At 44.8% G+C, this 24,982-nt stretch carries 23 protein-coding genes; 18 read left to right on the top strand and 5 right to left on the bottom strand.

Features of this window, described 5'->3' with window-relative positions; translation table 11 throughout:
• The first annotated feature begins 577 nt into the window (after positions 1 to 577).
• Together ACVA53_RS23560 and ACVA53_RS23565 are read left to right on the top strand one after the other, a co-directional pair.
• Entirely contained in the window at positions 578 to 1,306 is a 729-nt protein-coding gene (locus ACVA53_RS23560; protein ID WP_255045443.1) for a response regulator, read from the top strand.
• A gap of 9 nt (positions 1,307 to 1,315) precedes the next feature.
• Complete coding sequence (locus tag ACVA53_RS23565; RefSeq protein WP_255045444.1) at positions 1,316 to 2,611, top strand: ATP-binding protein; 1,296 nt, start codon at positions 1,316 to 1,318, stop codon at positions 2,609 to 2,611.
• 268 nt (positions 2,612 to 2,879) lie between these two features.
• Here the strand turns inward: ACVA53_RS23565 and ACVA53_RS23570 are convergent, their stop codons facing one another.
• On the bottom strand, positions 2,880 to 3,425 hold the full coding sequence (locus ACVA53_RS23570) for a hypothetical protein (RefSeq protein WP_446506454.1): 546 nt from the start codon (positions 3,423 to 3,425) through the stop codon (positions 2,880 to 2,882).
• Positions 3,426 to 3,716: 291 nt separating this feature from the next.
• On the opposite strand from ACVA53_RS23570, the gene ACVA53_RS23575 reads away from it, so the two are divergent.
• Positions 3,717 to 4,307, top strand: coding sequence for a hypothetical protein (locus ACVA53_RS23575; protein ID WP_255045446.1), 591 nt, complete (start codon positions 3,717 to 3,719; stop codon positions 4,305 to 4,307).
• Between the two features lie 613 nt (positions 4,308 to 4,920).
• Here ACVA53_RS23575 and ACVA53_RS23580 read toward each other — a convergent pair.
• The gene (locus tag ACVA53_RS23580) at positions 4,921 to 5,508 is read right to left on the bottom strand and encodes a glutathione S-transferase family protein (protein WP_446506466.1); all 588 of its coding nucleotides are present in this window, start codon (positions 5,506 to 5,508) and stop codon (positions 4,921 to 4,923) included.
• A gap of 108 nt (positions 5,509 to 5,616) precedes the next feature.
• Here ACVA53_RS23580 and ACVA53_RS23585 point away from each other — a divergent pair, with 108 nt between their 5' ends.
• The 8 genes from ACVA53_RS23585 (at position 5,617) to ACVA53_RS23620 (ending at position 12,362) form a co-directional block, all read left to right on the top strand.
• Entirely contained in the window at positions 5,617 to 6,108 is a 492-nt protein-coding gene (locus ACVA53_RS23585) for a MarR family winged helix-turn-helix transcriptional regulator (protein ID WP_255044823.1), read from the top strand.
• 71 nt (positions 6,109 to 6,179) lie between these two features.
• Positions 6,180 to 6,677, top strand: a complete 498-nt coding sequence (locus tag ACVA53_RS23590) for a peptidylprolyl isomerase (protein WP_255044824.1) — start codon at positions 6,180 to 6,182, stop codon at positions 6,675 to 6,677.
• A gap of 12 nt (positions 6,678 to 6,689) precedes the next feature.
• Positions 6,690 to 6,881: a hypothetical protein gene (locus ACVA53_RS23595; RefSeq protein ID WP_255044825.1), complete on the top strand. Its 192-nt coding sequence runs from the start codon at positions 6,690 to 6,692 to the stop codon at positions 6,879 to 6,881.
• A gap of 197 nt (positions 6,882 to 7,078) precedes the next feature.
• On the top strand, positions 7,079 to 7,564 hold the full coding sequence (locus ACVA53_RS23600; RefSeq protein ID WP_255044827.1) for an ureidoglycolate lyase: 486 nt from the start codon (positions 7,079 to 7,081) through the stop codon (positions 7,562 to 7,564).
• 73 nt (positions 7,565 to 7,637) lie between these two features.
• Entirely contained in the window at positions 7,638 to 9,377 is a 1,740-nt protein-coding gene (gene gcl, locus ACVA53_RS23605; RefSeq protein WP_446506455.1) for a glyoxylate carboligase, read from the top strand.
• A 90-nt stretch (positions 9,378 to 9,467) separates the two neighbouring features.
• Positions 9,468 to 10,250, top strand: a complete 783-nt coding sequence (gene hyi / locus ACVA53_RS23610; RefSeq protein WP_255044830.1) for a hydroxypyruvate isomerase — start codon at positions 9,468 to 9,470, stop codon at positions 10,248 to 10,250.
• Between the two features lie 17 nt (positions 10,251 to 10,267).
• On the top strand, positions 10,268 to 11,155 hold the full coding sequence (locus tag ACVA53_RS23615; protein WP_255044831.1) for a 2-hydroxy-3-oxopropionate reductase: 888 nt from the start codon (positions 10,268 to 10,270) through the stop codon (positions 11,153 to 11,155).
• A 67-nt stretch (positions 11,156 to 11,222) separates the two neighbouring features.
• Positions 11,223 to 12,362, top strand: a complete 1,140-nt coding sequence (locus tag ACVA53_RS23620; protein ID WP_446506456.1) for a glycerate kinase — start codon at positions 11,223 to 11,225, stop codon at positions 12,360 to 12,362.
• Between the two features lie 100 nt (positions 12,363 to 12,462).
• Here the strand turns inward: ACVA53_RS23620 and ACVA53_RS23625 are convergent, their stop codons facing one another.
• Positions 12,463 to 13,692, bottom strand: a complete 1,230-nt coding sequence (locus ACVA53_RS23625; RefSeq protein WP_446506457.1) for a pyridoxal-phosphate-dependent aminotransferase family protein — start codon at positions 13,690 to 13,692, stop codon at positions 12,463 to 12,465.
• Between the two features lie 253 nt (positions 13,693 to 13,945).
• A complete protein-coding gene (gene allE / locus ACVA53_RS23630) occupies positions 13,946 to 14,734 on the bottom strand; it encodes a (S)-ureidoglycine aminohydrolase (protein ID WP_446506458.1) in 789 nt (262 codons plus the stop codon).
• Between the two features lie 311 nt (positions 14,735 to 15,045).
• Here allE and ACVA53_RS23635 point away from each other — a divergent pair, with 311 nt between their 5' ends.
• The gene (locus tag ACVA53_RS23635) at positions 15,046 to 15,987 is read left to right on the top strand and encodes a carbamate kinase (RefSeq protein ID WP_446506459.1); all 942 of its coding nucleotides are present in this window, start codon (positions 15,046 to 15,048) and stop codon (positions 15,985 to 15,987) included.
• Here ACVA53_RS23635 and allS read toward each other — a convergent pair.
• Positions 15,976 to 16,902: an HTH-type transcriptional activator AllS gene (allS, locus tag ACVA53_RS23640; protein ID WP_446506460.1), complete on the bottom strand. Its 927-nt coding sequence runs from the start codon at positions 16,900 to 16,902 to the stop codon at positions 15,976 to 15,978. The two genes, ACVA53_RS23635 and allS, sit on opposite strands and share 12 nt — an antisense overlap.
• Positions 16,903 to 17,259: 357 nt before the next feature.
• Between allS and fdrA the strand changes: the two genes are divergently transcribed.
• The 6 genes from fdrA to ACVA53_RS23670 all read left to right on the top strand — a co-directional run bounded on the left by fdrA (position 17,260) and on the right by ACVA53_RS23670 (position 24,871).
• Positions 17,260 to 18,921 carry an acyl-CoA synthetase FdrA gene (fdrA, locus tag ACVA53_RS23645; protein ID WP_446506461.1) on the top strand — a complete coding sequence of 554 codons (1,662 nt, stop codon included), beginning with the start codon at positions 17,260 to 17,262 and terminating at the stop codon, positions 18,919 to 18,921.
• 12 nt (positions 18,922 to 18,933) lie between these two features.
• The gene (locus tag ACVA53_RS23650) at positions 18,934 to 20,199 is read left to right on the top strand and encodes a DUF1116 domain-containing protein (protein WP_446506462.1); all 1,266 of its coding nucleotides are present in this window, start codon (positions 18,934 to 18,936) and stop codon (positions 20,197 to 20,199) included.
• Positions 20,200 to 20,249: 50 nt separating this feature from the next.
• Positions 20,250 to 21,065: a DUF2877 domain-containing protein gene (locus ACVA53_RS23655; RefSeq protein WP_446506463.1), complete on the top strand. Its 816-nt coding sequence runs from the start codon at positions 20,250 to 20,252 to the stop codon at positions 21,063 to 21,065.
• A gap of 162 nt (positions 21,066 to 21,227) precedes the next feature.
• Positions 21,228 to 22,277 carry an ureidoglycolate dehydrogenase gene (gene allD / locus ACVA53_RS23660; protein WP_255044842.1) on the top strand — a complete coding sequence of 350 codons (1,050 nt, stop codon included), beginning with the start codon at positions 21,228 to 21,230 and terminating at the stop codon, positions 22,275 to 22,277.
• Positions 22,278 to 22,378: 101 nt separating this feature from the next.
• Positions 22,379 to 23,605 carry an allantoate deiminase gene (gene allC / locus ACVA53_RS23665; protein WP_446506464.1) on the top strand — a complete coding sequence of 409 codons (1,227 nt, stop codon included), beginning with the start codon at positions 22,379 to 22,381 and terminating at the stop codon, positions 23,603 to 23,605.
• 15 nt (positions 23,606 to 23,620) lie between these two features.
• Entirely contained in the window at positions 23,621 to 24,871 is a 1,251-nt protein-coding gene (locus ACVA53_RS23670; RefSeq protein WP_446506465.1) for an MFS transporter, read from the top strand.
• Positions 24,872 to 24,982: the final 111 nt, after the last annotated feature.

Genomic DNA, 24,982 nt, shown 5'->3' on the forward strand with positions numbered 1-24,982 from the left:
CGAAGCCTCAGTCGAAAGACTGAGGCTTTTTTGTATGCGTTGAGTTAGGTGTTCGCCCTTCGGTCGAATGAGTCCCGGTCGTGTGCGTCCCTGGTTGAATGCGAGCCCAGCCCTCCGCCACTACAGTTAAGCCTTGGATTAGGTGTCCCCCGACGAAATGCTGTGTATAGAGAGGAGAAAGGCGTGAAGCTAGCTGTTATTTGTTAGATAACACCCTATTGGTTTTCACTTCGAATCAGCGGGATAGGCGCGTGGATTCCTGCTGGTGGAACGTCATGAAGCTCCGCTCCGCCAGTTACACGGTTTTGGTATACACGTAATGATTGCTCGCTGTTAGTCGTGTCCTATAACGAAAGCCACAATATGTGCCACATTGGCCGTTGTTATTACCGGCTGGCCGTATTGAAGCATTACTATGCTGCTAAGAACCAAGTATTATTGCAGTTGGTCGGTCGATCTCCTTTACACCACATCAGGCATGAATGTTAAATTTTGATCCTATAAGCTATCGAAATGGGTTCGAATATTGTGTATCCTCCTTTTTTGAACGTTGTTTTATTTGGTGTGGGTTGGTTACATGTTAAAAATCGTGTTGGTTGAAGATGATGAAAAGTTGTGTGAGCTTCTGGCAAATTACCTTCGGCAACAGCAGTTTGAAGTGATCACAGTGCATGATGGGCTTCAAGCTCCCGATGTGATTATCAGCCACCAACCCGATCTCGTGGTATTGGATCTCATGCTGCCAGGCATGGATGGGTTGAGTATCTGCCGTAAGATCCGTGGCAAGATACAGAGTAAAATTATGATCCTGACCGCCAGCGATGATGATATTGACCATGTCGCCGGGCTGGAAGTGGGGGGCGATGATTTCGTTAATAAGCCAATCAAGCCACGTGTACTGCTGGCAAGGATTCGAATGTTGCTGCGTCGCCAGATAAATGGCGGAACGTTGGGGACTGATGAGCAGAGCCAAAACCAACAGACGGCGTCCGATGAACAAGAGCAGCGTTACGGTAAACTATCAATCAATCATCGCAGCCGTAATTGCGAAATGGATGGTGAAACCGTATGCCTGACAGACAGTGAATTCAACTTACTGTGGTTGCTTGCAAGCCACCCCGACGAAGTACTGACGCGTGAGTTTTTGGTTATGGAAACGCGTGGAATCAAATATGATGGCTTAGATCGCACCATCGATAATAAAATTGTTACTCTGCGCAAAAAGCTGGGCGACAATCCGTCTCTACCAAGGAAGATTATTACAGTACGCGGCAAAGGGTACTTGTTTGTGCCTGATCGCTGGTAGGCTGAGTCCATGAAGCGTCTTTATTTAGAGTTTTTTATTGGTCTATGTGGTTTGTTCTTCCTTTGCATTTTGGTCTTTTCTTTTGTGACCCAGGAGCTAACGACAAACTACGAAGCAGAGCTGGAAATAAGTCATGTTTCTAGTGTTATGCAGATTTTGAATGATGTTGCTGCGCAGCGAGGCCAAGAACAAGCCGATAAGCTCCTGGCAGGCTATGCCGAACAAAGTCATTTAACCTATCAGCCTTATAGCTGGGATCTGCTTGGTTTCACACAGGCCGAACACGATAAGCTCAGCCGGCGCGGCGCTTTGTTTGAAGATGAAAACCAATATTGGGTTGTATACGGCGATCAGAAAAAGGTGTATTTTCTTCAGCCTGATACTGAGCAAGATCTATGGCAGATGTTGGATCTGGAGGTCAAATTGCTATGGGTGTCTTTTTTCGCCACGTTTGCGCTTTACAGTGCCATTATGCTGAAGATCTTGTCCAGCCGGTTTAGGAAGTTGGAAAAAGCCACAATGGCTTTTTCTGATGGTGACTTCAAAGTCAGGGCCTCTGAAAAAGCGGGAGACCGTGTTGGCCGTCTCAATGCCCGTTTTAACCAGATGGCGGATAAGATTTCCGAGTTGATCCAGAGTCACAAACACCTGACCAATGCCATTGCCCATGAGCTCAGAACACCACTTTTCAGGATGCAATGTCAACTTGATTTATTGGAAGAGTCCGCACTGGATACAGGACAAAAAAACACACTTGCTGGGCTTTATGAAGATGTCGATGAACTTGAATCTCTGATTGAAGAGCTGCTGTATTTTGCCAAGATGGAACGCTCTGGCGTGACATTACAATTGCAACAACGGGATGTGTCCGAAGTATTACAACACACGCTTGTTCATTGCCAAAAGGACACCGTTAAGCAACTGATCTTGGATTGCCCCAAACATTGTGTCTTTGATGTTGATGCCCATCACTTAGAGCGTGCGGTATCTAATATTATCCGCAATGCTTTTCGGTATGCTGAACAGTGCATTGTTGTCAAAGCATTTTGCCAAGACAGTGTATTGACGATTCAGGTGGACGATGATGGCTGCGGTATACCTTCGGGTGAAAGAGAAAATGTATTGAAGCCTTTCTATCGGGTTGGGACGTCGAGAGACAGACAGTCTGGTGGTCATGGCTTAGGCTTGGCGATTGTGGCCCAGGTGGTAGCGCTGCATCAGGGAGAGCTACAGATAAGTGAAAGTGACAGCGGCGGAGCAAGGTTTATTATCCGCTTGCCGCAAGCACGGGCTTCCTGCCTATAACCCTTTTAACTTGTGAGGGCAAAGAGGCTACTGAGCAACAGGGCATTACGGCTGAGGCTGACCGCACTGTAGGCAATAAATACCTTGTGCGCATTGAGCCCAAACAGGGTTTTATCAGCCCATATACAGATAAGACTAAATGCAAAAGGTGCCAACCCAAATACGCGAGGTGGGTCATTATTTGATTGGGGCTTGAAGTCATTAGCGCATTCCCTATTAAAGCATAGTTGAAGAAAATGCAGTTCAGATTATCTGATTTAGTCAGGAATTATGGTGTTGCCTTGCTTTGATACCGTCGGATCACTTGGCTCCATAGCGGGACATAGAAATGGCAAATGCGGTAGAACAGATAACCGGTTGCCGAAAGTCCTGATAAATATGCACTGAGGTGGAGGGAAAGGCCAGCGGCTAGGCCGATGAACATTACGATGAGTGAAAGAAAAATTGAACGCCAGACATTTTCGACCAGATAGGTGGACCATTGCCTGAAATTGGTATCCCTTAGCTTAAAGCGTAAAAACAGCAGGACAGCGAGATACAATGCAGGGATCAAACTCATTAATGGCACTGGCCAACCATGGTATAGGGTAAAACCGACTAGCAGCTTTCCTGAAACAGTATAGGTGAGTGCCAGAGAGTGAATAAATTCAAACGGCAACAGGCTTGCAACAGTGAATAAGCAAAGACCGACAGCGTAAACGACTGAGCCAGAAAATAAGATGAAATAGACCGGTAAGCCAATGGCGAGGTGTGCTAAAGGCCCAAGTGTCATTGCATGCATTAGCCATTTTAGCCAAGAAGCATTCTTTTCCATAACCACCTCCATATGCTTTCATAGGATTGGACAGGCAGCTCCATCATCTAATGAATGAGCGAGCATTGCAATCATGTGTGTATTCTTATTTGATGAAAATCATGAAGTTCGCTATATGGAGAGATCTACACAACCGTTATGGCCAATTGTGAATATTGTGTTGTTAATGCATGGCATGAAGGCCTGAGAAGCATTACTATATCCCCGTTAAGATTACCGTTAAGATTACCGTTAAGATTACCGTTAAGATTACCGTTAAGATTACCGTTAAGATTACCGTTGAGATTAAAAATGAGAAAGCTTTCTCTTACTTCATGCGCTTTCGCTTTATTGTCATCCTGGCCTGTACTTTCGTCGACTTTGCCGGCTCCAGTTGCCTTTCAGGCAGTACCTGAAATCATGGTGCAATTTGAAGATGCAGTTGAATACCGTAAGAAAGCCGTTACCTTAGGGCGCCTACCGCATAAAGTTGAAATGGGAAAAGCATTCCCGACTTACGTTTCCGACGATGATGGAAAGCCCGTATTGGAAACAGAGAATACGGTAACCAATGAGGTCGTTATTGCCCGTAATCCATCACCTGTTGTTGGTGCGGTTTATAATGAGTGGCTAGTGCCGACAGAAGTGTGGATGACTACGTATGGTGAACTGCCTATGTTCGATACCTTTATGCCCTTTAAGCGGGTCAAAAGTATTAAGGCGATCCCTATTACTGACGATATCTTGAGCCTACTCGGTAGCTTTGATGGTGAAACCGCCGTTATTGAAGTGGATTGGAACGACGCAGGGATGAAAGTTTACAGAGAAGGATACCTGACCGATGGCGGTTACGGTATTGCACCGGAAGAAATGCAGCAAACCTATGAGAAAGTAGAACAATAAACCAGTAAATTCGCCTTTCGGGTGGCAATCAATGCACCCACTTCGTTGCTGACTCACCAAGGAGGTGATTGTTAGTTCGTAGACACTTCCTACGAATACAGTTTTACTATTATCTATAGGAGCAGTACCTGCCACCGCTATATGATTGCCAATACAGCTTGCACATGAGAAGCCAATAGGCTCCTCAAGGTGAGAGCCTGAACTTACTAACTTTCGCTAAGAAATATATCAATGTAAGAAATAATAAGGCCGTAAAGAGAGCTAGTGCGTCTGCATACAAAAAAGCGATTAAACTACATGATATTGTTAGAATGAATGATATTTTATACCCTAATTCGATAATATAAGCTGCGATAATCACAAGCAATGTAGCAAAGTAATAGAGTTCATCAATATAGTCGGTTGTCTGGAACTCATCACCATAAAAATTACCCGCCAAATTTGCCATCAAGAATTGAAAAAATGCAAGCAGTGCATATCCAGATGCCACAAATCGAAAATATAGTGATTTTTCACGTGATATCAAACTTTCTCTTCTCATATCGAACATTAATTTAGAATGTGATTTTCGCACCGGCAACTGATTAATGACATAGCCTTGTTACGCGCGTGTTCAAGGCATACCCACGCAGCCATCCATCGATGCTATAGAACCCAACCAACATAATATATTGGGATAGTTGTCAAGACTGAAACCACCTTCGTCAGCGACATGGGTATAAGCATACAGTGCGATATCAGCGATAGAAATACTACCACCAACTAAGAATTTTGATTTTGACAGCTGTAGTTCCATGATTTGTAGAGCTTTATGACCACCTGATTGTAGCGACTTATATTCTTCTAGGCGGTGCTCTGGCATACCTTGACACTTCTGGATAAAACGTGCCACAGCAATATAAGGCTCATGTGAGTATTGTTCAAAGAAAAGCCATTCGTACACTTTTGCTCTTTGATAACTGTCTTTAGGTAGATAAGGCGTATTTTTTGCAAAATATTCTAATATTGCATTGGACTCACAAAGCACTCGACCGTCATTTAAAACGACTGTTGGGATTTTACCATTAGGATTGAGAGCCAAGAATTCTGTTGTTTTAGTCTCGTTATCTGAAATATTGACGTGTTTCCACTGGTGTTCAATACCAAGGAATGACAATAGTAATTTTATCTTTAAGCAGTTACCTGCTGCATTGCCTTGAATAGTTGCTTCTTAGCCATAAAATCGCTTATTTATCTTTCTGGAAATATATTATATGGCGTTTATTTTCCCAGCAAGATATATTTATAAAGGTTAGGAAGGAGTAGGCAGATGGTAAAGCAAGAGACTGTTTCTAATATATTGAAAAGTATAAAAGAAAATTGGCCTGAATCGTTTGAACAATACTCACCGCCGATTTTACGTATTCACCGTATTCATGATTATCTACAGCAAGACTTGGTAAAAGTGATTGATCAATACCAGTTGCAAAGTGCCGATTTCGGCGTACTGGCCTCCTTGAGGCGGGCTGGCGCGCCGTTTTGCTTGTCACCAACAGAGCTGTACAGTTCGATGTTGCTAAGCTCTGGTGGCTTAACCAAAGTGCTTACCCGGGTGACCAAAGCTGGTTTGGTTGATCGGGTTGATAATCCCAAGGATAAACGCAGCAAATTGGTGCAATTAACACTAGAGGGTAAAGTGCTGATCGATGACATCATTCGTGAGCTACATGATAGCAACCAAGATAGATTGAAGGTGTTATCGGAGGAAGAGCAACAACAGCTTGATGGGTTATTGGCCAAAATGCTAACAGCGTGGGAGTAGGGCGTTAGTGTTTGCGGTATCCGCTAAGCTTTGTATACTGCCAGCAACGCACATTTAGCTAAGATATTTTTATGATTATTTTCACGACAAACTTTGGTGATATCGAAATTGAACTGGATTTCGATAAAGCGCCGGTTAGCTCAAAGAACTTCCTGCAATACTGCAAGGATGGCTTCTACGAAGGGACTATTTTCCACCGTGTCATCGACGGTTTTATGATCCAAGGTGGAGGTCACCTCCCTGGCATGAAGGAAAAGCCGACCCGTGATCCGATTGTAAATGAAGCCAACCGTGGTTTAAAAAATAAAGTCGGTACCATTGCCATGGCCCGTACTGATGCACCCCATTCGGCGACAGCGCAGTTTTTCATTAACCTGGAAGACAATGACTTTCTTGATTTCACGTCAACCACCAATCAAGGTTGGGGCTATGCCGTATTTGGTAAAGTCACTGCCGGCATGATGGTGGTGAACAATATTGGTAAGGCTCTGACCATGACCCGCTTTGGTCACGAAGATGTGCCACTGGACGACATCATTATCGAGAAAGTGACGATCAAAGAGTCATAATCAAAAGTTAATATGAATAAGGAAGCCACCTTTGCAGGTGGTTTTTTTTTGCACGAAATTTCAATTGTTCAAACTACTTATAATTCTGAATGTCATGTTTTTCCCCTTTCATATGGATTGTTACCATTCTTTATTAAATTATTTTTAATTTTTAACGTTGATTTAAATGAATTAACTTTAAAGAACGAGCTTGATTGGCAATAAATTTTTTTACTAATCATTCCTATATTGTTTGAAAAACATACTGAGAAAAAAAAGTGTGGTCTAGGTCAAGTATTTCAATGTGGATCTCTGTTTTTATTATCCTCAGAGAAGGGGAATATACCGATTATGATTGTTAGTCGTTTAATAACGGTTAACCCTTTAAATTAATTTGGTAATTATATTAGGTGACTTTAATTATGCGAGAATTAACAGTAGAGCCTCTCACTAAAGAGGCATTTGCCCCTTTTGGTGATGTGATTGAAACGGATAACTCCGAATTTTTCTATATCAATGATCGCTCAGGTCAGCGTTTTCATGCTCTTGGAGCTATTGATGTGTCAGATACTGCTGCCCCGTTGATTAGTATTGTTCGAGCCGCTGGCTTTGATAACAGCCTCTCATTCGACTTATTGGAAAAGCACCCTAAAGGAAGTCAGGCTTTCTTTCCATTAAACGGTGAGCGATTTATAGTTATTGTTGCTCAGGGTGATGACAATATTGAAGAGTCGACATTACGTGCATTTATCACAAACGGAAATCAAGGCGTAAATTACCACCGTAATGTCTGGCATTATTTACTGTTTGCAAAAAATAAAGAAACAGACTTTCTAACGATTGACCGAGCGGGTGAAGATAATTGTATTGTTAAAAAATTATCTGCCAATTATACCATCAGCTTTTAAATATTTTTAATTTAATTAAATCCTATTTGGTTAGGGTGACAAAACTTATCCTATCTTTAGGTGGAGAAAAATTATGGCAAGAATGCGAGCAATAGAAGCGGCAGTATTAATTCTTAAAAAAGAAGGTGTGGATACTGCATTTGGTGTCCCAGGTGCCGCGATTAACCCTATGTATGCAGCTCTGAAGAAGATAGGAGGCATTGACCATGTGCTAGCACGACATGTTGAAGGTGCTTCTCATATGGCTGAAGGTTATACCCGCACAGCACCGGGTAATATTGGTCTGTGTATTGGTACGTCTGGCCCGGCGGGTACCGATATGATCACCGGTCTTTATTCAGCGTCTGCAGACTCGATTCCCATTCTCTGCATTACTGGCCAGGCACCTGTTGCGAAGCTACATAAAGAAGACTTTCAGGCGGTTGATATCGAAGCAATTGCCAAACCTGTAACGAAAATGGCGGTAACAATTCGAGAAGCTGGCCAGATGCCAGGGACTTTCCAAAAGGCGTTTTATGAAATGCGTTCTGGCCGCCCTGGTCCAGTACTGTTGGATTTGCCGATTGATGTACAGATGACTGAGATTGAGTTTGATATTGATCTCTATGAGCCAATGACTCCTTCAAAAACATCGGCGACAAAAGATCAAGCTAAGAAAGCGCTAGAAATGCTGAACCAGGCTGACAAACCTGTTTTGGTCGCTGGTGGCGGGATCATTAATGCTGACGCCTCTGAACTTCTGCGTGAATTTGCTGAATTGGTGAATGTGCCTGTTATCCAAACATTGCGCGGGTGGGGAACATTATCTGATGAGCATCCTTTGATGACCGGCAGAATGGGGTGTCAGGCTAACCATCGCTACGGAAATGCCACTTACCTTGAGTCAGATTTTGTGTTTGGCATCGGCAATCGCTGGGCTAACCGTCATACAGGGGATCTGAATACTTACACCGAAGGACGCAAGTTTATTCATGTTGATATCGAGCCAACTCAAATTGGCCGCGTCTTCTCGCCAGATCTAGGTATTGCTTCCGATGCTCACGATGCATTATCGGTCTTTATCGAAGTGGCCCGAGAAATGAAGGCCACCGGTGATCTGAAAGATAGGAGTGAATGGGTCGCTAGTTGTGCTGAACGTAAGCGTACGATGTTACGACGTGAAGATTTTGATTGTACCCCGGTTAAGCCACAGCGCATTTACCATGAAATGAATAAAGCATTCGGTCCCGATACAAGGTATGTGTCTACGATCGGATTGGCACAAATTGCAGCTAATCAGTTCCTGCATGTTCATCAACCAAGGCACTGGATCAATGCTTGTCAGGCAGGTCCGTTAGGTTGGACGATGCCTGCAGCACTTGGGGTGGTAAAAGCAGACCCGTCTAAGCCTGTAGTCGCCATTTCTGGTGACTATGACTTCCAGTTCCTCATTGAAGAGCTCGCGGTAGGTGCCCAGTTCAAACTGCCGTATATCCATGTGCTTATTAACAATGCGTATTTAGGTCTTATTCGTCAGGCTCAGCGAGCCTTTGATATTGATTATTGCGTTCAGCTTTCTTTTGAAAACCAGAATGCCCCGGAATTGAAAGAATATGGTGTCGATCACAAGCGCGTCGTTGAAGGACTTGGTTGTAAGGCTATTCGTGTGGATCAGCCTCAAGACATCGGCCCTGCGTTAGAGCAGGCGAAAGAATGGCTGCAGAAGTACAAAGTGCCTGTTGTGGTTGAGGTATTGACCGAGCGCGTCACCAACATTGCGATGGGGCCAGACATTGACAAGGTGATGGAATTTGAAGAAACCGTCGACCTGTAAGCTTTTCTAGCGAAGACATACCCATCAATTTTGATCATTTATTTCGAATTTGCTGTGGCTGGAATGCCACAGCACCTAGGAGCATGAATTATGCCAAAACTCGCAGCGAACCTGTCAATGCTTTTCACTGAGCTTGATTTTATGGACCGTTTTCAAGCCGCCTCAGAGGCGGGTTTCCGTGGTGTTGAATACCTGTTCCCTTACGACTTCCCTGCCAATGAAATTGCCGCGAAGCTGGAAGCTAATGGCTTGCAGCAGGTACTTTTTAATTTGCCAGCCGGAGATTGGGCTGCCGGTGAGCGTGGCATTGCGTGCCATCCTGACCGAGTTGAAGAGTTTCGCTTGGGTGTCCCCAAGGCAATTGAGTATGCAAAAGCGTTAGGCTGCAGCCAGGTAAACTGCCTGGTCGGTATTAAACCGGATCATGTCACCGATGATGATGCTTACCGGGTACTTGTTGATAATTTGCGGTTTGCCAATGAACAGCTAGAGGCTGCAGGCATCGCTTTTGTTATTGAAGCTATCAACACCCGTGATATTCCCGGTTTCTTTGTATCCAATACTCGGATGGCCCTTGGCCTACTGGAAGATGTCGGCTCTGACAATATCCGTTACCAATATGACATCTACCACATGCAAATCATGGAAGGGGATATCGCTCGTACGCTGGAAACGAACCTAGGCCAAATTGGCCATGTTCAGTTGGCCGATAATCCAGGGCGTCATGAGCCAGGTACGGGTGAGCTTAATTACCCATTCTTGCTGGCTCATCTCGACAATATTGGTTACAGCGGCTGGGTTGGGTGTGAATACGTGCCTGCAAACGGTACTCAGGCGGGTTTGACTTGGCTTAAAGAATTTAATTTAGTTTAAGGAAGGGAGAGAATCGGATGAAAAATATTGGATTTATTGGTACGGGGATCATGGGTAAGCCAATGGCAAAAAATCTGCAGGACGCAGGTTATACCTTGTACTTCTCTGAGCACTTTGAGCCTGCACCCGCTGAATTGCTGGGGGAGAAAGGTTTTGCGTGCCCGACACCAGCGGCTGTAGCAGAAGCTGCCGAGGTGATCATTACAATGGTGCCGGATACCCCTCAGGTTGAAGATGTTCTGTTCTCTGACATTGGTATCGCCAAAGGGTTGGCCGCCGGTAAAGTTGTGGTAGATATGAGCTCTATCTCGCCAATGGCAACGAAAGAGTTTGCCCAGAAAGTTGAAGCTCTTGGTGCATGGTATGTCGATGCGCCAGTGTCTGGTGGTGAAGTGGGCGCAAAAGCGGGCACGTTATCTATTATGGCCGGTGGTCGAGATGATATCTTTGAACAAGTTAAGCCGCTGTTGGAAGTGATGGGACAGAACATCACCCTTGTTGGTGGTAACGGGGATGGCCAGACTTGTAAGGTTGCCAACCAGATCATTGTCGCTTTGAATATTGAAGCTGTCGGTGAAGCACTATTGTTTGCTTCAAAAGCTGGCGCGAACCCAGCTAAGATCCGTGAGGCATTAATGGGCGGTTTTGCGTCTTCGAAAATTCTCGAGGTGCATGGTGAGCGTATGGTCAAAGGGACATTTGACCCAGGCTTCCGTATCCAGCTGCATCAAAAAGATCTTAATCTTGCCCTTACAGGTGCGCGTGAGCTGCAATTGAACTTACCCAACACGGCTACCGCACAGGAGTTGTTTAATACCTGCGCCGCGCTCGATGGAAGTGGATGGGATCACTCTGCAATGATCAAAGCGCTTGAGCATATGAGTAATCACTCTATCCGAGACTAACCAAACCAGCGGGCACCTCGGTGCCCGCTGTGGTTTTTGCTGGTGTGTTTAGAAAAGGAGATGGTGGATGAAAATAGTCATTGCCCCTGATTCATTCAAGGAAAGTTTAAGTGCGGCCGAAGTGTGCCGGGCGATAAAAAAAGGCATCACCCAACGTTTACCATCCAGTGAGGTGGTATGTGTGCCTATGGCTGATGGTGGGGAAGGCACGTTGGATGCATTAGTCGATGCGACAAATGGGCATCGTCATACGGTGAAGGTGATGGGGCCATTACCGGATATGCAGGTAGAGGCTCAGTTCGGTATGCTGGGTGACGGTGAGACGGCCGTGATTGAAATGGCAAGAGCCTCGGGGATAGAGTTACTCACCTCAGATCAGCGGGATCCTCGTTTAACAACCAGCTACGGGACCGGTCAATTGATTTCAGCGGCGCTAGATGTCGGAGCAAAACGGTTGATTGTCGCTATTGGTGGTAGTGCAACTAACGATGGCGGAGCTGGGATGATGCAGGCGCTTGGTGTTAGGTTTCTCGATAAGTACCGCTATCCCATTGGCCATGGCGGTGCTCAGTTATCGCGCATCGCAGACATTGATATGGAAGGCTTGGATCCTCGACTTGCTGGCGTTGAGGTTATTGCGGCATGTGATGTTGATAATCCATTGATTGGAGTTCGCGGTGCTTCTGCCATTTTTGGCCCACAAAAGGGTGCCACCCCTGATGTTGTTGAGCAACTGGATCTGGCATTGGCTCGATATGCAGGTTGTATTGATGAAAAGTTAGGTTGTCAGGTGGTTAATGTGCCCGGAGCTGGTGCTGCTGGGGGAATGGGTGCTGGTTTGTTGGCATTCATGCAAGCAGAGTTGAAACCCGGGATTACCATTGTGTCGGACACGGTTTCACTGGCTGAAAAATTGCGAGGGGCCGACTGGGTTATCACCGGAGAAGGACGAGTGGATGGGCAAACATTGGGCGGTAAGACACCGGCAGGCGTTGCAAAGTTAGCGCAATCAATGGGTATCCCGACCATTGCTTTGGCGGGGTCATTGGGCGATGGCTGTGATGCATTACGCCAAGTGGGCATCGTGGCATGTTTCTCGATTTTGTCTAAACCGTGCACCTTATCCCAAGCCCTTGCTGGTGGTGCTGAAAACCTAACGTTAACAGCCTTTCAAGTGGCAGGAATGATGGAAAATCAGACTCATTAGTTGAACCGACGGTAAGGCAAAAAACGTAGCGACTAAATAACAGCGTGCCACCTTACGGTGGCACTGTTTTATTTCAACCTGATAGCAGGCATGGTTGGGATCAGTAATATTCCATTGCTGTGGCGACTGATGCACCAAGGTGTATTTGGGCTTTATTTTTATGCAGTACGGCTTCAAGTGCTGCGAGTGTATGAAGCACAGCTTCTTGGCGGGCGTTATATCCCATCGTACCGATACGCCATATTTTGCCTTGAAGTGGGCCAAATGACGTCCCGATTTCAATACCGAATCGAGTTAATAGCTCTCGACGAACTTTTTCGCCATCAACTCTATCAGGGATAAATACACCAACGACATTATTCATCTTGTAGTCTTGATCGCCAAATAGTTGTAAGCCCATGGCTTGCAGACCGGCCGCCATGGCACCTCCCGCTTGCTTATGGCGTGCAATGACATTCGCTGGACCTTGTTCTAGGTAGATTCTTGCACATTCTCGTGCGGCGTACAGCATCGAGGTGGCTTCGGTATGGTGGTTCAGCCTTTCTTCGCCCCAATAGTCGAGGATCATCGGTAAATCAAAGTAGTTGGATTGGATCATCGCTTCCTCACCATCAATATGGTGATTATCACGGATCCCTTTTTCAACATGTTTACGGCGATTGATCTGCTCGACAAATTTAGGGCTCAGGGTCAGTGGTGCGCTGCCTGATGGGCCACCCAAGCACTTTTGAAGGCCGACGGAAACGGCGTCAAGGTGCCAGTCATCAACCAATAGATCATTACCGGCCACAGAAGCCGTGGCGTCACAATAGAACAGCACATCATGACGTTTACAAATTTCACCGATTTCAGCCAGTGGCTGATTCATTGTTGTTGACGTATCGCCTTGAACAGTGGCCAGTAATTTAGGTTTGTCACGTTTGATGGCGTCCTCGACTTGCTGAGGATCACAGATCTTACCCCACTCAACATCAATGGTGGTGATTTCGGCACCGGTGCGCTGGGCTATTTCGCACAGTAAGTGGCCAAAGCGACCAATTACTGGGATCAAAACTTTGTCGCCGGGCTGAAGAATAGACACCAATACCGCTTCAATACCTGCCCTTGCCGTACCATCAATGAGTAACGTTTCAGGGTTTTGGGTATGAAATACTTGGCGGTACAGCTGTTGGGTTTGACGCATGTATTCTGTCATCGCCGGATCATACTGGCCGATGAGTTGGCTGGATATAGCTTGATAGACACGAGGGTAGGCGTTGATTGGACCTGGCCCCATCAGCAAGCGCTGTGGTGGATTGAGGGTTTCAAACAGTTCATTGTTAATCGTCATTGATTGCGGGCTCCTTTATCTTATTCTTCCAGCTCTATTATGCGACAGTTAAATGTTTTGCTCCGTCGCATGGTGGCGGCACTTAACCTGAGGATATATGGATTAATGCTATGAGATCATTGATATGAGTGGAAGAATTGTTTTTCTATAAAAAGTTTTGATAATCAAATTATGATTAAAAAAAAGGAAGCGCAAGATTGGACCGGCGCTTCCAAAGGCGATGTTACGCGTAGTGTTTAGCAGTGATGGAGGTTTATAATGAAATATCTCGGTTACAGTCTTTGGAGTAGATATAGCTGAGCGGCTCACCTCTTCCTGTTGCGTAGCAGGCTTGGGGAACGTAGGCTGCCATGAAGAGGTAATCGCCTTTTTTCACCGGGATCCAATTGTTGTCTAGGTTATAGACACCTTCACCGCTGAGAATATAAGCACCATGCTCCTGAACATGTGTCTCGATATAGCCATGGCAAGCTCCTGGCTCAAAAGTCAGTACATGAAAGTTCATGTCGAAACCTAAATCTTTCGGGAGCAAGTCCTCGACAATGACATTCTCCATGCCTTCATAGTGGATTTTCTCTAGATTATCACGGTGGTTAACGATTAGGTGAGGCTGGTAACCTGCGATAGGTTGGTATTTTCGCTTATACAAGAAGGCCTGGCTATCTTCGCCTTGGTTGGCATTCTCGATGAATAACAGTGCTCCCGGAGGACAGTAAATATAGCCACCTGCGGTGAGTGTATGGCTTTGACCATCAGCTTCGACAGCAACTTGTCCGGACATGACATAGAAAAAAGTTTCAATTTCTTCTCCACCAAATCCGCTACGATTGTTGCCGCCATCATGAAGGGTTACTAGATAATCAATAAAACTGGCACCTAGTTGTGGTGATGACAGGATAGTTAGGTCGCAATTTTCAAAGCCAGGTAGAATATTTTTAACTAACCCGTCAGGAGGAAGAATTGCAAAGTTGTTCTTTTTAATTACTGCGCGTGTTGCCAGTAAATCATTTATGTATCCAGTATTGTTGTTTAAGTATCCCATCTTGTACCTCGAATCTATCACCTAAAAAAACGGGCCCGGAAGGAAGTTTTATGGGCCCTATTACCAGAAGCTGTGTTGGTCAATAAATATTAACCCAATAAGAGAGTAAAAGTGTGATCAAGGTAACTCAATTTCCACTTAAAGGTATAATTGTATGCTGATGTCAGAATTAAATAAAAATGTTTGATAAAGAAGTAAATCACAAATATAGACTAGACATAAAATAGAGTCGTTAATATTTTAAATGTACAAAGTTAAATATGATTTTGTGTATTTATCATCCCGCAGGGTAAATATTAAATAGGTGTGTCATGAATAAAAAAAGAATTGTTATTGCGTTGGGCGGTAATGCCATGCTCAAACGTGGTGAAGTGTTATCGGCAGAAAACCAACAACATAATATAGACAAGGCAGCTGTACTCATTAAGCAACTTGATCAAGATTATGATGTCACCATCGTGCATGGCAACGGGCCACAAGTTGGTTTACTGGCGCTACAGAATTCGGCCTACAACGAGGTGCCGGCTTATCCACTTGATAATTTAGTGGCTCAAACGCAAGGTATGTTGGGTTATATGCTCATGCACTCATTAACAGAACAAGGCATGAGTGATGTATCTTGCCTGTTAACCCGGGTTGAAGTGTCAGCATCCGACCCTACTTTTGCTGCTCCAACCAAATATATTGGGCCGGTATATTCGCCACAAGACAGGACTAAACTAGAAAAACAACATGGATGGAAAATGAAACCAGATGGCCAATATATCCGTCGCGTGGTTGCTTCACCAAAACCTGTTCAAGTTATTGAAGCTGATACAATTGTAAGCCTTTTAGACCAGGGAAAAACAGTGGTATGCTGCGGCGGCGGTGGGGTGCCCGTGGTGCAACAGGACGTTGGGTTCCGTGGTGTAGAAGCGGTGATAGATAAAGACGCTGTCGCTGCAATGCTTGCCGAGCAAATTGGTGCTGATTACTTGATGATCCTTACCGATGCGGATGCCGTTTATCAAGATTGGGGTACGCCTAACCAAAAAGCACTAAGGGATGTCACTGTTAGCCAGATGCGTCCTTTTGCGGCACCTGATGGTGCAATGGGACCGAAAGCAGAAGCCGTTATTCAATTTGTGGAGCGGACAGGTCAAATTGCTTTTATTGGTGCCTTGCAGGACGTAGAGCAAATATTAGTGGGTGAAAAGGGGACATGTGTCAGACCAGCATGCACAGTAGCCCCCGAAGATGTCTTAGTGAGTTAGTTGATCGATATTTTTTAAGAACCCTTGGATTATGGGGTCGTTATTTTTGAATAGCTCTATAATCCACTGGGTTACTTCACCAGTTGAGTCTTGACGCCAACCAATCGAAAGTGGAGATGGAGTACGGCTCCACTGCACTTCTTTCTCAATTAATAACCCTTCATCAATCAAAGGCCTCGCGAGGTTTTTTGGCAGGAAACCAATACCAGCACCGTTCTTATGGCAGGCTACTTTTGTTGATAAGTCAGGTACCTTAATTTCTTTCTGATCGCGTAACAGCCATGCAGTGCGTTTGTTGATATGCTGCGAACTATCCTCAATATTAATCGCAGGGTGATGTCTGAGCTGCGACTCTTTGAGTGGCATGTTGAGCGCGGCTAGTGGGTGGTTGGGCGCCAGGGTAAAGCTCCAACTCATTTTACCTAAAGGACGAAGTTTCACTGAATTTTCAATCGTGTCGAGCCCCGGAACACCGATTGCGAAGTGGTAGTCATTATTCAATAGATCATCCCATACTCCCATATATACCGCGCTGGAGATATTGATCTGGGTAAAGGGAAAAGCTTCATGTAATGCAAGTATAAGCTGGGATACCGCATGTTCATCAAAGAGTAGGTTATTCACTACGATATTAATATAGCGTTCTACACCATCTGCAATTTGACGCAGTTCATCAGGCATACTCTCCATCCAATCAAGCCACTTTTGACACTGGCTAAGTAAGTGCTCACCAGCTTCGGTGAGGTTGACACTTCTTGTTGTACGAATAAAGAGCTGTGTATCGACAGCGTCTTCTAACACCTTTATTCGATAGCTGATGGCTGCCGGTGTTTTATGTAACTCTTCAGCCGCTTTTGAAAAATTGGCATGTTCGGCCACTTTCATGAAAGAACGGATGGTTTCCCTGTCCAGCATAGCTATTCCTTGAATGTATAGTAAGTCATGTTTTATAAAAGAATATGGAAGAAAAAAAATTGACCGAAGTCTAATATTGATAAAGTAATTAAAAGTAAGTGTAAGAGAATTATTTTTAAAATAGCTTGTGAATTATATAAAAAATCTTAAAGGATTCAGTTTTACATTAAACTTAATCAATAAAGATTGAACGATAATCAGGGCATTCATGAAAATATTATAACAATATTTTGAGTGTGATATTGCTCAATATTTTATATCTATCACTGCCTTAACCTTTAACTCAAGACAAGGAAGCGAGAAGTAATAAATAGCTTTCTCATCGTTATTTATTTTGGGATTGAAGGGTGGTCATACATGATCCAAGCATTTATAAAAAAAGGTTGTTTTCAGGACTCAGTGAGCTTGATGCTGATATCAAGGCAATTAAGTAATGGCTGTGATGTCGAAGAAGTGTCTGTAATGATGGGGACGCCTGCTAATAAGTCGTTGCTGGAATCTACAGGATTATGGCACCCGATGTTTGACGATGCGACGCCAAACGATATATGTGTCGCGATTAGGCCAACGGCTGATAGCGGTGATGTATCTGAAGAGATCGCACAGCAGCTAAACGATGCTCTTGCGTCGGTTGCGCAGGCTTCTGCTGGAGGGCAACGACTTGACGTGGTTCGTCGTTGGCAAACCGCACTGGCAAAACAGCCTGAGGCCAACTTGGCTTTGATCTCAGTGGCAGGAGATTATGCCGCCGATTTAGCTGATGAGGCACTGAATAATGATCTCAATGTGATGATGTTTTCAGACAATGTGCCTGTTGAATCGGAAGTGGCATTGAAAAAGAAAGCCGCTAAAAAAGGACTGTTGGTTATGGGGCCTGACTGCGGTACCGCCATGGTGGCAGGCTCGCCACTCGCTTTTGCTAACGTATTACCGAAAGGGCCAATAAGCATAGTCGGCGCTTCAGGTACCGGTATTCAGGAGCTAGCTTCGCAAGTTTGTTTGGCCGGGCAAGGGATCACGCATGCACTTGGTTTAGGCGGTCGTGACCTGTCGGCGGAAGTTGGCGGTGCAAGTGCATTGAGTGCACTGAGAATGATGGAATGTGACCAAGAAACTGAAGTTATTGCATTTGTTTCTAAACCCCCGGCTCCTGACGTTGAGCAAGTTGTTATTCAAGCAATGAAGGAAATGAGTAAACCCGTTGTCGCTCTATTTCTGGGCACACGCCAAGATAAACCTCGCGATGGCAATGTCTTTTTTGCCAATAGCCTTGCTGAAGCCGGTAGGCTTGCTGCGATGTTAGCCAACGTCCGGCAGTACGTTCCAGCTTGCAATCACACTGCTGGAAAAAACATTCTTGGTTTGTATACCGGTGGTACGCTGGCTGCTGAGGCTGCGATGCTTGCTGCAGAGCAGTTAGGCCTCAAAGTCGATGATGCCCATCGCCAAGGTGTCATGCTCAATGATGGCGGTCATCTTATTATCGACCTCGGTGATGATCATTATACGGTTGGACGTCCTCACCCGATGATCGATCCCACAACCCGTACCTTAGAAATCGAGAAACGTGCTGTTGAAGAAAGTGTTGGTGTCTTACTGCTAGATGTTGTGATCGGCTATGGCGCGACAGCAGATCCAGCTGCAGCTCTCATAGACGCGGTTGAAAGTGTTAAATCCAAACGACAAAGTCCACTGCATGTTATTGCAACCGTTACTGGTACTCAAGACGATCCTCAGCAACGTTCGAAGCAAATTGACACGTTAGTTGATGCGGGGGTCGCTGTCGTCAACACCTTGGAAGAAGCGGTGTTGCTGTCAGAAGCGTTAATTACACAACAAGAAATTGAGACAGCTAAAGAGCGACCTTTCCTCTTAGATGGGATCAAGGTGGTGAATGCGGGGTTGCGTAGCTTTGCTGATGATTTGCAATCTGCGTCTACGCCTGTTGTGCATTATCAGTGGGCCCCCATCGCGGGCGGAAACTCAAAATTAGCCAGTCTTTTAAAGCAAATGCAATAGGGAAGCAAAGATATGTATTCATCAATTAATGAAGCCAACACCGCCGTTCTGGAAAAAGTGAAATCAGCTCGTCCATTTTGGGTTGATGTCGCCTCTGCAGGTGAAGTTATCTCGTGGTTGGCTGAAGGAAAGCATTTATTGCATGCTGGCCCTCAGATCCAATGGGAAGAAATGACTGGGCCAATGCAAGGCGCCTGTGTCAGCGCTTGTTTATACGAAGGGTGGGCAACTTCAGACACAGAAGCAATGACCATGCTTGCGAGCGGCGAGGTTAAATTCAGTCCTTGCCATCACCATAATGCAGTTGGCCCTATGGGGGGAATTACATCAGCAAACATGCCAGTGATTGTGGTTGAAAATAAAGCCGACGGTAATTTCGCTTACTGCAATATGAACGAAGGTATTGGTAAAGTCATGCGCTTTGGCGCTTACGGTGACGAGGTCCAGCAACGTCTGCACTGGATGCGTGAAGAGTTGATGCCGGTACTCAAAGATACGTTGAAAAATACTGATGGTGGGGTTGACTTAGGGGCTATCATGGCCCAAGGCATTACCATGGGGGATGAATTTCACCAACGTAACATCGCTACCTCCTCATTACTATTGAGAACGCTTGCGCCGAGCATTGCCGCTGTCGACATCAGCAAGGATGTATTGAAGAGGGTATTTGACTTCCTCAGTATTACCGACCAATTTTTCCTGAATCTGGCAATGGCATTTTGTAAGTGTGCAATGGATGCTGGTGCGACAGTCAAGGCCGGCTCTATTGTTACCGCAATGACGCGTAATGGTAAGGATTTTGGTATTCGAGTCAGTGGGCTAGGCGACCAATGGTTTACTGCGCCAGTCAACACACCTGAAGGTTTGTATTTCACTGGTTATTCCCAAGACCAAGCCAATTCAGATATCGGTGATAGTGCCATTACTGAAACCTACGGCGTCGGTGGCGCTGCGATGGTCGCTGCACCAGGCGTTACACGCTTTGTCGGTGTTGGTGGGGTTGACGTTGCGCTTGATGTTTCGGAAGAAATGGCCGAGATTTTTGTTGAACAAAACTCTTTGCTACAAATCCCTTCATGGAATTTCCAAGGAGCTTGCCTGGGTCTCGACGTGCGACATGTGGTTGAAACCGGGATTACGCCTGTTATCAATACAGGCGTTGCCCATAAGGAAGCAGGTATTGGGCAAATTGGGGCCGGTACAGTAAGGGCACCACTAGCATGTTTTGAAAAAGCCTTAGAAGCCTTGGCTCAAGATATGGGCTTTGAGGCTAAGTAAGTCGTGTGGAGGCGGCCTGATGGCTGCCTAGATCAAACCGGGGGGACTTGATGGAAAATGAAGCGTTAGCCTACAGTTTGTCAGCACCTTTTAGGCAAGGACCGTTACGTTTTGCTGGCAGTGGCAGTAAGGCGATTAATTTTCTAACTGAAGATAACAAGGTACTAACCCTACACCGCAGTGATGCGGGAATGAGTCCCTCCGGCTGGTCAGTGTCAGCCCAGGTATTTAATCAGTTAAGTTCGCTTGCACCGGGTGCTTGCGATATACGCTTAGTCAGTAATGGCATGATAGTTAACGATTTGCATCTGCATAAGGGAGTAAATGGGGTATGGCTTAAAGCGCAGGGGGCATCATCTATTTCCTTGTTGGCGTTGACTGACTTTCTGAGTAAACAAGAAAAGGAAACGGGGTTATATGGCTCATTGTTAGACATTATAAAGGACGAAGACAAGACGTCTTTTTATCCAATATTGGCCCAGTTGTACCAATGGTTTGATGGAAAAACACCATGCTGGAAAGGCATTATTGGGGCGGGGCCAGGATTAACGCCCAGCCATGATGATATGTTGGTTGGCATGCTGGCCTGTGCTTATAGTCAACTTGATTTAAAAGAAAATGCGCATAAGTTGTTGCCCCTATCGTTAGATCTAGATTACTGGACAACATCAGTGAGTGCTGGATATCTAGAGCAAGCAAGAAACGGATATTTTTCAGTTGCATTACTAGACCTAATAAACGCCAGCCCGAATGATTTTAGTTACTATGCTTCCCGGCTTTTAGAACATGGTCACTACTCTGGTGCCGATACATTACTGGGAATGTGGTTGTTCTTAAACTTACAGAAAATCATAAACACTATATAAAACCTTTTAATGATTATTTACAGATAAACAGAAAAAATCATGAAGTTTAATTGAGTGTTTATAGATCACAAAACAATATATTTCTTAAGCTACTATAGATTTATAAAGAAATAAAATAAACCTATTAGCCCGTGAAATTAAATATTTATCATGGAGTACATTATGATTCTTTCAAGTGAGCAGCTTCATCAATTAATTAAAAATAAAATAAAACAAGCCGGTTTATCTGATGAACATGCTGACATTGTTGCAGATGTCCTTGTTTTTGCCGATGAGCGTGGTGTGCACTCACATGGTGCTGTTCGGGTGGAGTATTATTCGGAGCGAATATCGAAAGGAGGCATAAATGCGAATCCTCAATTTTCTTACGAAGAAACAGGCCCCTGTAGTGCACTGTACGATGGTGATAATGGCGCTGGCCATGTCATTGCAAAGAACGCCATGGATAAAGCGGTTGAGATGGCAAAGTCGAAAGGTGTCGCTGTTATCGGCGTGAAGCGGATGAGTCATAGTGGTGCGTTGGGTTATTTTACCAAATACGCAGCCGAGCAGGGACTTATCGCGATTTCAATGTGCCAATCAGATCCTATGGTTGTCCCTTTTGGTGGCAGCGAAGTTTACTATGGTACCAACCCAATTGCTTTTTCAGCGCCTGGCCCTGATGGTAAGACAATCAACTTTGATATGGCGACCACGATACAAGCTTGGGGTAAGGTTCTGGATGCTCGCTCTCGTAACCAATCAATTCCTGATACCTGGGCGGTAGATAGCACAGGGAACCCAACCTCTGATCCACATGCAGTGAGAGCACTATTACCTATCGCCGGACCAAAGGGATACGGTTTGATGATGATGGTTGATATTCTTTCTGGCGTAATGTTGGGTCTGCCTTTCGGTAAAAACGTCAGCTCAATGTACGATGATTTAACGCAAGGGCGCAATTTAGGCCAGTTACATATTGTGATTAACCCCGAATTTTTCACAACAAAAGAATACTTCATTGAATCAATTTCTCAAACTATGCAGGAATTAGGTGATATCCGCCCAGCTCCAGGTTTTGATAAGGTATTATATCCGGGTCAGAATAGTGATCTAATTGAAGCAAAATCAAGAGAAAATGGAATAGACATTATCGATGATGTTTATGAGTACTTGCGTTCAGATAAAATATACATCAACTCCTACGATCATAAATCTGCATTTAATGGATAAGCAGAAAAAATAATACAAGAAAGAACTCTTATTAAGCACCTGTACCGTTATGAACAGCCTGTCAGAAATACATATTTTGAAACAAAATAAGGAATGAAAAGATGGAGCTATTAAAAACAAAGGTAGAAGAAACGTCGAAAAAAATCACTCAGTATGGTTATCAAGAAGGGGCGGGTATGACACGTCTCCTGTATACCGAAGAGTGGTTATCAGCACAAAACACGTTGTTAGATTTATTTGAAAAAAGCGGTTTGCAGGCTTATTCAGATGATGTGGGGAATATCTACGGACGCTTGGAAGGCACAGAGTTCCCGGATCAGGTGATTATGTCTGGTTCGCATATTGATACTGTCGTAAATGGCGGTAATCTCGATGGCCAGTTTGGTATCGAGGCTGCTTTTATTGCCATGCAATACTTAAAAGATCAGCACGGTTCACCAAAGCGTTCACTTGAAGTTGTTTCTTTGGCTGAAGAAGAAGGTAGCCGTTTTCCTTATGTATTCTGGGGAAGTAAGAACATTGTCGGTATTGCTGATAATGATGCGGTGAAAGATCTGACCGATAGCAAGGGTGTCAATTTTGTTGATGCAATGAAAAAATGCGGGTTTGATTTTGCAACTGACCGCACTGTTAGAAAAGACATCAAAGCTTTTGTCGAGCTGCATATTGAGCAAGGTAAAGTCTTGGAAACTGAGGGTAAGCAGCTAGGTGTCGTCACCAGTATTGCTGGTCAGCGCCGCTACAATATTACCCTAAAAGGTGAAGCCAACCATGCTGGCACTACCCCAATGGGTTACCGTAAAGATACGGTTTATGCTTTCAGCAAAATCTGTAGCCAGTCGATTGATAAAGCAAAAGCAGTCGGTGATCCGCTGGTATTGACCTTCGGTAAAGTTGCTCCTAAGCCAAATACCGTCAATGTGGTGCCGGGTGATATTTTGTTCAGCATGGATTGTCGCCATACTGATAAGGAAAAACTACTAGGCTTCAGCGATCAGATCATTGCCGACATGAGGCAAATTTGTGCCAGCATGGACATTGAAATCGATGTTGATCTGTTTATGGACGAAGAGCCAATTCCGATGGATCCAACTTTGGTCGATCTCATTGACTCGACGTTTGAGTCGCAAGGTAAGAACTATATGCGAATGCACAGTGGTGCAGGGCATGACTCGCAGATCTTTGCCCCTCGCATTCCTACAGGAATGATCTTTATTCCGAGTATTGCTGGTATTAGTCATAACCCAGCAGAACAAACACATGTCGATGATCTAACTGTTGGCGTCGAAGCACTGATTAATGTGCTTTATGAGCTAGCTTACAAATAATACACGGAAATTAATATGGAAACTCGTAATCAATCCGGTATTGAGTACTGGAAGAAACTTGTCGTAATACTTTGCTTTGGTTGGGTCGCTATTTGGATTTATCGTACGGTTCTAACGCCGATTTATCCAGAAATTCAGTCTGCGCTTGGTGATATTAGTGATACACAGATAGGCTTTATTGCTACATGTTACTTTGCAGCATATTGCGGTGGCCAAATACCAGCCTCTATTGTTGTTGAAAAAATGGGGCAAAAGTTGACGCTGTTATGCGGCTTCAGCTTATTTACGATAGGTACATTGGTCATTGCCAATGCGCCCTCAATCAACATGGTATATGCAGGTTCATTGCTGTCCGGATTAGGGTGTGCTTCTTTCTTTTGCTCTGCTTACTCTTTGTCTGGTGAGCATGTTCCACAAGAACGTCGTGCGTTTGCTTCAGCAATCGTTAATAGTGGTTCAGCCGTCGGTATGGGGATCGGCCTTATCGGATCCAGTGTTCTGGTCAAGAACATGGGTATGGCATGGAACAACGTGCTGTATATTTCAGCGGCTGTGATCTTCGTAATGCTTGTTGTGTTTGCGATAGTGATAAAGCCCCATAAAAAAGCACACGTTGCAGTCGAGCCTAAAAAACAAGACTCGGCTACAGCAGAGACTGAGCAACAAGGGGCATCTTTACTCAGCCCGGAGCTGATTGCGGTATATTTCCTCTATTTCTGTACCTGTTATGGCTACTACATGATCGTAACTTGGTTGCCAAGCTACTTACAGACAGAGCGCGGGTTCGAGGGAGCTGCTATTGGCGGGGCTTCGGCTTTGGTCGCTATGGTCGCGGTTCCTGGTGCGCTGTTCTTTAGCTCTTTGGCTGATAAGTTTAAGTCACAGATGATCAAGATGGTCGTGACGCTGGAAATTGCCGGTGGCCTGATGTTGGCTTTTACCGTCTTATCCCCGAACACCACGGCACTGATGATTAGCCTTGTTGTCTATGGGTTCCTTGGAAAGATGGCTCTTGACCCAATATTGATCTCTTATGTTACTGAGCGTGCACCGAAAATAAGAATGGCAAGGGCTCTAGCTATCTTCAACTTATCGGGGATGTCGTCGTCAATTATTGCACCGCCATTGACCGGCTTTATCTCAGATATAACGGGATCTAAAGCCATTGGCTTCTATCTTTCTGCGGGGTTGTTGGTCGTTGGGGCATTATTCTTTATCGTTATCAATCTAAGAAAAAGTAATAAACCAGCAATACAAACAGCCTAATTTTAGCCATAACTGAATAAGCCAGCTAACTCTGTCCCGAATTCAACTCCGAAGTGCGACACCCTCTAATATCAAGCAGCCATAACCATCGTTTTAAAGACGACAGATGGC

The organism is Photobacterium sp. DNB23_23_1 (genome assembly GCF_052873815.1).